2 protein-coding genes are annotated in these 6,881 nt (G+C 77.9%); both read left to right on the forward strand.

From position 1 onward, the window contains the following. Nucleotides 1-3,973, forward strand: a 3,973-nt coding sequence (locus tag C4T42_RS30990; protein WP_146074103.1) for a non-ribosomal peptide synthetase, incomplete at its 5' end; no start/stop codon positions are given. Continuing rightward, on the forward strand, nt 3,970-6,881 hold a 2,912-nt coding region (locus C4T42_RS30995), incomplete at its 3' end, for an amino acid adenylation domain-containing protein (protein ID WP_103986543.1). The genes C4T42_RS30990 and C4T42_RS30995, both read left to right, overlap by 4 nt.

Genomic DNA, 6,881 nt, shown 5'->3' on the forward strand with positions numbered 1-6,881 from the left:
CGGCCTCGCCCGGGGCTACCGCGGCCAGCCCGGCCTGACCGCCGCGCGGTTCGTGCCCGACCCGGAGGCCGGGCGCGGCGGCGCGCCGGCCGGGGCGCGGCTGTACCGCACCGGCGACCGGGCGGCGTGGCGGGCGGACGGGCAGCTCGACTACCGCGGGCGGGCGGACGATCAGGTCAAGATCCGCGGCCAGCGCGTGGAGCCGGGCGAGGCGGCCGCCGCGCTGCGGGCGCTGCCGGGTGTCGCCGAGGCGGCGGTGGTCGCCCGTCCCGGTCCGGACGGGGGGCTGCGGCTGGTGGGCTACGCGGTGCCGGCGGCCGGCGGCGCGCTCGACGAGCCCGCGCTGCAGCGGGCCCTGGCCGACACGCTGCCCGACGCGCTGCGCCCCGCCCGCATCCTCGCCCTACCCGCCCTGCCGGTCTCCGCCAACGGGAAGCTCGACCCAGGACGCCTCCCCGAACCCGACTGGGCGGGCACGGGTCGGCGCGGGCCGCGCACCGCGCGCGAGGCGGCCGTGGCGCAGGCCTTCGCGCAGGTGCTCGGCCTCGACGGGGTCGGGATCGACGACGGCTTCTTCGACCTCGGCGGCCACTCGCTGCTCGCCACGCGCCTCGTCAGCCGGCTGCGCGCGGCGCTCGGCGTCGAGCTGCCGCTGCGCGCCGTGTTCGAGGCCCCGACGGTCGCGGCGCTGAGCGGGTGGATCGCCGCGGTCGGCGGCGACGCGGCAGGACGCGCCGGCCCCGCGCGCCTACCCCTCGGCGCGCGCCCGCGGCCGGATGTCGTCCCGCTCTCCGCGGCCCAGACCCGGATGTGGCTGCTGTCGCGGATCGACGGCGCGCATCCCTACACCATCCCGATCGCGCTCCGCCTCACGGGCCCGCTCGACGCCGACGCGCTGCGCGCGGCCCTCGCCGACGTGGTCGCGCGCCACGAGAGCCTGCGGACCCGCATCGTCGCGATCGACGGGGCGCCGGCGCAGCAGGTCCTGCCGCCCGACGCGGCGCGGCCCGGCCTCGACCTGTGCGCGGCGGACCCGGAATCGTGGCCGGACGCGCTGTCCGCGGCGGCGCGCGCGCCCTTCGACCTGGCCGTCGACCTGCCGATCCGCGCGCGGCTGTACCGGTTCGGCCCGGACGCGCACGGGCTCCTCCTCCTGATCCACCACGTCGCCGCCGACGGCTGGTCGCTGACTCCGCTGATGCGCGATCTCGCGGCGGCCTACGCGGCGCGGTGCCGCGGCGCGGCGCCGGAGCGCCCGGCCCTGCCGGTGCAGTACGCGGACTACGCGCTCTGGCAGCGCGACCGTCTCGGCGACGAGGCCGACCCGGACAGCCTGATCGCCCGCGAGATCGGCTACTGGCGCGCGCAGCTCGCAGGGCTGCCCGAAGGCCTCGCGCTGCCCACCGACCGGCCGCGCCCGGCGACGGCGAGCCACCGCGGGCGGCGCGTGCCCCTCGCCCTCGGGCCGGATCTCCACCGCGCGCTGGCGGATCTCGCGCGGCGCGAGCGGGCGAGCCTCTTCATGGTGCTCCAGGCCGGCCTGTCGGCGCTCCTGACCCGCCTGGGCGCGGGCGAGGACATCCCGCTCGGGAGCCCGATCGCGGGCCGCACGGACGAGGCCCTCGACGGCCTCGTCGGCTGCTTCGTCAACACGCTCGTGCTGCGGACCGACACGTCCGGCGACCCGAGCGGGCGCGACCTCGTGGGGCGGGCCCGCGCCGTCGCGCTCGAGGCCTACGCGCACCAGGACGTGCCCTTCGAGCGCCTCGTGGAGGTGCTGAACCCGCCGCGCTCGCTCGCGCGCCACCCCCTGTTCCAGGTCATGCTGGCGCTTCAGGACGGCGTGCCGGATTCGTTCGATCTGGCCGGCCTGCGCGCCGTCCCGGATCCGGTCGGCGCCGGGGCCGCGCGGTTCGACCTCGCCTTCGACCTCGTCGAGCGGCGCGGGGCCGACGGGACGGAGGCGGGCGTCGCCGGCCACCTCGAATACGCCACGGACCTCTTCGAAGAGGCCGGCGCGATCCGCCTCGCGGACCGGTTCGCGCGGCTGCTCGCGGCCCTGGCGGCCGCGCCGGACCGGGCAATCGGGGATCTCGACCTGTTCGAGGCCGGCGAGCGGCGGCAGGTCCTGACGGACTGGAACGCGACGGCGCGGGCGGTGCCGCCCGAGACCCTGCCGGCGCTCGTCGCCGCGCAGGCCGACCGCACGCCGGAGGCCGTCGCCCTGGTGGCCGGTTCGGAGGTGCTGCGCTACGCGGAGCTCGAGGCCCGCGCCAACCGGATCGCCCACGCGCTCATCGCCCGCGGGATCGGACCGGAGGACATCGTGGCGGTGGTGCTGCCGCGCGGGCGGGACCTCGTCGCGGCGCTGCTGGGCGTGCTCAAGGCCGGGGCGGCCTACCTGCCGCTCGACCCGGGCTACCCCGCGGAGCGGCTCGCCCTCATGCTGGCCGATGCCCGGCCCGCCGACCTCGTGACCGTCGACGGGTGGCCGCGGCCGGACGGCCTGCCCGCCCTGGTGCTCGACGCCCCGGACGGGCGCGCGGCGCTCGCGGCCGCGCCGGCCCGCGCGCCGACCGACCGGGACCGGGCGCGCCCGCTCGTGCCGGCCCATCCCGCCTACGTGATCTACACGTCCGGCTCCACGGGCCGGCCGAAGGGGGTCGTGGTCCCGCATGCCGGCCTGACCAACCTGCTGCACGACCTCGTCGATCGCCTCGGCGTGACGCCGGCGGACCGGCTGCTCGCCGTGACCACGGTCGGCTTCGACATCGCGGGCCTCGAACTGTTCGGGCCGCTCCTCCGCGGCGCGCGCGTGGTGCTGGCCGGGCGGGACGACGTGCTCGATCCCGGGCGTCTGGCGCGGCTCGTCCGCGAGGCGGGCATCACGCTCATGCAGGCCACGCCGACGCTGTGGCGCGGCCTCGCGGAGACGGACGCCCTGCGCGGCGTGCGGGTGCTGGTGGGCGGCGAGGCGCTGCCGCCCGACCTCGCGGGCGCCCTGAGCGCGCGGGCGGCGCGGGTCACCAACCTCTACGGCCCGACCGAGACCACGATCTGGTCCACGGCGGCCGAGATCGTGCCCGGCGCGGAGGCCGTCACCGTCGGCGCGCCCCTGTGGAACACGCAGGCCTACATCCTCGACGGCGGCCTGCGGCCGGTCCCGCCGGGCACGGTCGGCGAACTCTACCTCGCGGGCGCCGGGCTCGCCCGCGGGTACCTCGGGCGGCCGGGGCTCACGGCCGAGCGCTTCGTCCCCTGCCCCTTCGGGCCGCCCGGCGCGCGCATGTACCGGACCGGCGACCGCGCGCGCTGGCGCGCGGACGGGGCCCTCGACTACCGCGGCCGCGTCGACCACCAGGTGAAGATCCGCGGCGTGCGCATCGAGCCCGGCGAGGTCGAGGCGGCGCTGATCGCGCAACCCGGCGTCGCGCAGGCCGTCGTGACCGCGCGGCAGGACCGGCCCGGCGACGCGCGGCTGGTGGCCCACGTCGTCCCCGGCCCCGGGGCGACGCTCGACCCCGCGGAGCTGCGCCGGGCGCTCGCCGCGACGCTGCCGGACGCGATGGTGCCCGCGGCCGTCGTGACGCTCGATGCCCTGCCGCTGACCCCCAACGGCAAGGTCGACCGCGCCGCCCTGCCGGCGCCGGAGCCGGTCGCCGACCCGGCCGCCGACCCGCCGCGGACCGGGACGGAGCGCCGCCTCGCCGCTGCCTGGGCCGAGGTGCTGAACCTCCCCTCGATCGGGCGCGGCGACAACTTCTTCGCCCTGGGCGGGCACTCGCTCCTCGTCGCCCGGGTCGTCGCGCGCCTGAGTGAGGCGCACGGCATCGCCCTGCCCCTGCGCGCCGTCTTCGAAGCGCGCACCCTGGCGGATCTCGCGGTCGCGATCGACGGCCGGGACGCGGGTGGCGCGGACGCCGACATCGACGCGATGAGCGACCTCCTCGACGCGCTGGAACACGCCGAATGACCGACACCGGCCCCTCGCGGGAGGACCAGCTGCGCGCCCTGGCGGCGCGCTTCTCCGCGCTGCCCGACGGCAAGCGCCGCCGGTTCGTGCAGGACCTCGCCGCGCGCGGCCTCGACGCGGACCGCCTGCCGATCCTGCCCGCGGAGGGCGGCGACGCGGGACCGCTCTCCGACGCGCAGCGCCGGTTCTGGCTCCTCTGGCAGCTCGACCCGGAGAGCCCCGCCTATCACATCGTCGGCGCGCTGCGCCTGACCGGTCCGCTCGACCCCGAGGCGCTGGACCGGGCGTTCGCCGGCGCCGTCGCCCGTCACGCGGGCCTGCGCGCGCGCTTCCCCCTGCGCGACGGGGAGCCGGTGCAGCAGGTCGACCCGGCGGGCACGTTCGCGATGGCCCGCCACGACCTGACCGGCTGCGACGCGGCCGAGGCGCGGGCGCGCCGCGCCGCGATCGAGGCGGCCGTCGAGCGGGCGCCCTTCGACCTCGCGCGCGGGCCCCTGCTGCGCGCCGCCCTGGTGCGCGAGGCGCCGGACCGGCACGTCGTCTTCCTGACCCTGCACCACATCGTCGGCGACGCCGTATCGATGGACCTGCTGATCGACGCGGTCGCCGCCGGCTACGGATCCGACGCGTCGGAGAGCGCGGCCCCTGCCATCACCTACGCGGATTACGCCGCCTGGCAGGCGCGGATGCTGGACGCGGGCGCCCAGGCCGCGAGTCTCGGGTTCTGGACGGAACTCCTCGGCACGGAGCACCCCGTCCTCGCCCTGCCCGCCGACCGGCCGCGCCCCGACGTGCCCAGCTTCACCGGGGAGACGCTGACCTTCCCGCTGCCGCCCGCGACCGCGGCGGGCATCCGCGCCCTGGCCCGCCGCGGCGGCGCGACCGCGTTCCACGTCCTCGCCGCCGGCTTCGCGATCCTGCTCCAGCGCCTCGGCGGCGAGCGCGCTCTCCGCCTGGGCGTGCCGGTGGCGAACCGCGCCCGGCCCGAGACCGCGGGCGTGATCGGCAGCTTCGCCAACACCCTAGTGCTGCCCTTCGCGTTCGACCCGCTGGACAGCTTCGCCGCGTGCGTGGAGGCGACGCGGGCGCTCCTCGTGGAGGCCCAGGCCCATCAATCCGTGCCGTTCGAGCGGCTCGTGAGCGCCCTGAGCCCCGACCGGCATCCAGGCCGCAATCCCCTGTTCCAGGCGATCGTCCAGCACCTGCAGGAGCGCCCGCTCGCCACGATCCGCCTCGGCGACCTGTCGGTCGAGCGCGTCCCCCGCGCCACCGGCAGCGCCCACGTGGATCTCGGCCTGACCACGCTGGAGGACGCGCAGGGCGGCTTCACCGCGCACCTCACCTACGCCCGCGACCTGTTCGACGCGGCCACCGTCGCGCGCTGGCGCGACCATTTCCTGACCCTGCTGGGCAGCCTCGTCACGGCGCCGGACGCGCCGATCCACGGGGCGCCCTTGCTCACACCGGGCGAGATCGCGCGGCTGAACCCGCCCTCCGCGCCGTCCGAGGTCGACGGGCAGCCCGTTCACGTGACCATCGCGGGGTTCGCGCGCACGGACCCCGAACGGACCGCGGTGATCTTCGCCGATCGCGCCACGAGCCGCGGCGCGCTGGACGCCGAGGCGGACCGCCTCGCGCACCGTCTCGCCGAGGCCGGCATCGGCCCGGACACGGTCGCCGCCGTGATGCTGCCCCGCTCGCCCGGCCTGCTCGCCGCCTATCTCGGCGTGCTCAAGGCGGGCGGCGCCTACCTGCCGCTCGGGCTCGATCTCCCGGACGCGCGGATCGCCGCGATGGTCGCCGACAGCGGCGCGCGCGTCCTCGTCACGGATCGCGCCCATGCCGGCCGCGGGCCGGCCGCGGTCCCGCGGATCCTGATCGACGCGGACGCGCCGGACGCGGGCGCGGGGCCTCCACCCCCGGTGGCGCTCCACCCGGAGAACCTCGCCTACCTGATCTACACCTCCGGCTCGACGGGGAAGCCGAAGGCGGTGGCGGTCGCGCACGGCCCGCTCGCGATGCACGTCCGCGCGACCGCGCCGCTCTACGAGATGGACGCGGACTCCCGCGAGTTCCACTTCATCACCTTCAACTTCGACGGCGGGCACGAGCGCTGGCTGACGGCGCTCGCCTGCGGCGCCAGCCTCGTGCTCCGCGACGACGCGCTCTGGTCGCCGGCGGAGGTGTTCGCGGCGTTCCGCCGGCACGGCGTGACGAATGCCGGCTTCCCGCCGAGCTACGTCCGGGAACTGACGCGCTGGGCCGAGCAGGAGGGCGGCGCGCCGACCCTCGATCTGCTCTCCTTCGGCGGCGAGGCGATGCCGCGCGACGAGCTCGCGCGCGTCAACCGCGCCCTCGGGCCGCGCCGCCTCATCAACGGCTACGGGCCGACCGAGACCGTGGTGACGCCGCTCGTCTGGAAGGTCCCCGCCGGCACGACCTGCGACACGCCCTACGCGCCGATCGGCAGCCCGGTGGGCGACCGGACGGCCTGGGTCCTCGACGACGCGCTGCACCCGGTGCCGGTGGGGGTGGTGGGCGAGCTCTACATCGGCGGCACCGGCCTCGCCCGCGGCTATCTCGCACGCCCCGGCCTGACCGCCGAGCGCTTCGTGCCCGACCCGTTCGGAAGGCCCGGCGCGCGCCTCTACCGCACCGGAGACCGCGCCGCCCGCCGCCCCGACGGCGCCCTCGACTACCGCGGACGCGCCGACGAGCAGGTCAAGATCCGCGGCCAGCGCGTCGAGCCCGGCGAGGTCGCCGCCGCCCTGCGCGCGCAGCCCGGCATCGCCCAGGCCGCCGTCCTCGCCCGCCGCAAACCCGACGGCCCCGCGCGGCTCGTGGCCTACGCGGTGCCGGCGCCGGGCGCGCACCCCGACCCGCAGGAGCTGCGCCGCGCCCTGGCCCG

The organism is Methylobacterium sp. 190mf (assembly GCF_900107945.1).
Classification (GTDB): Bacteria; Pseudomonadota; Alphaproteobacteria; order Rhizobiales; family Beijerinckiaceae; genus Methylobacterium.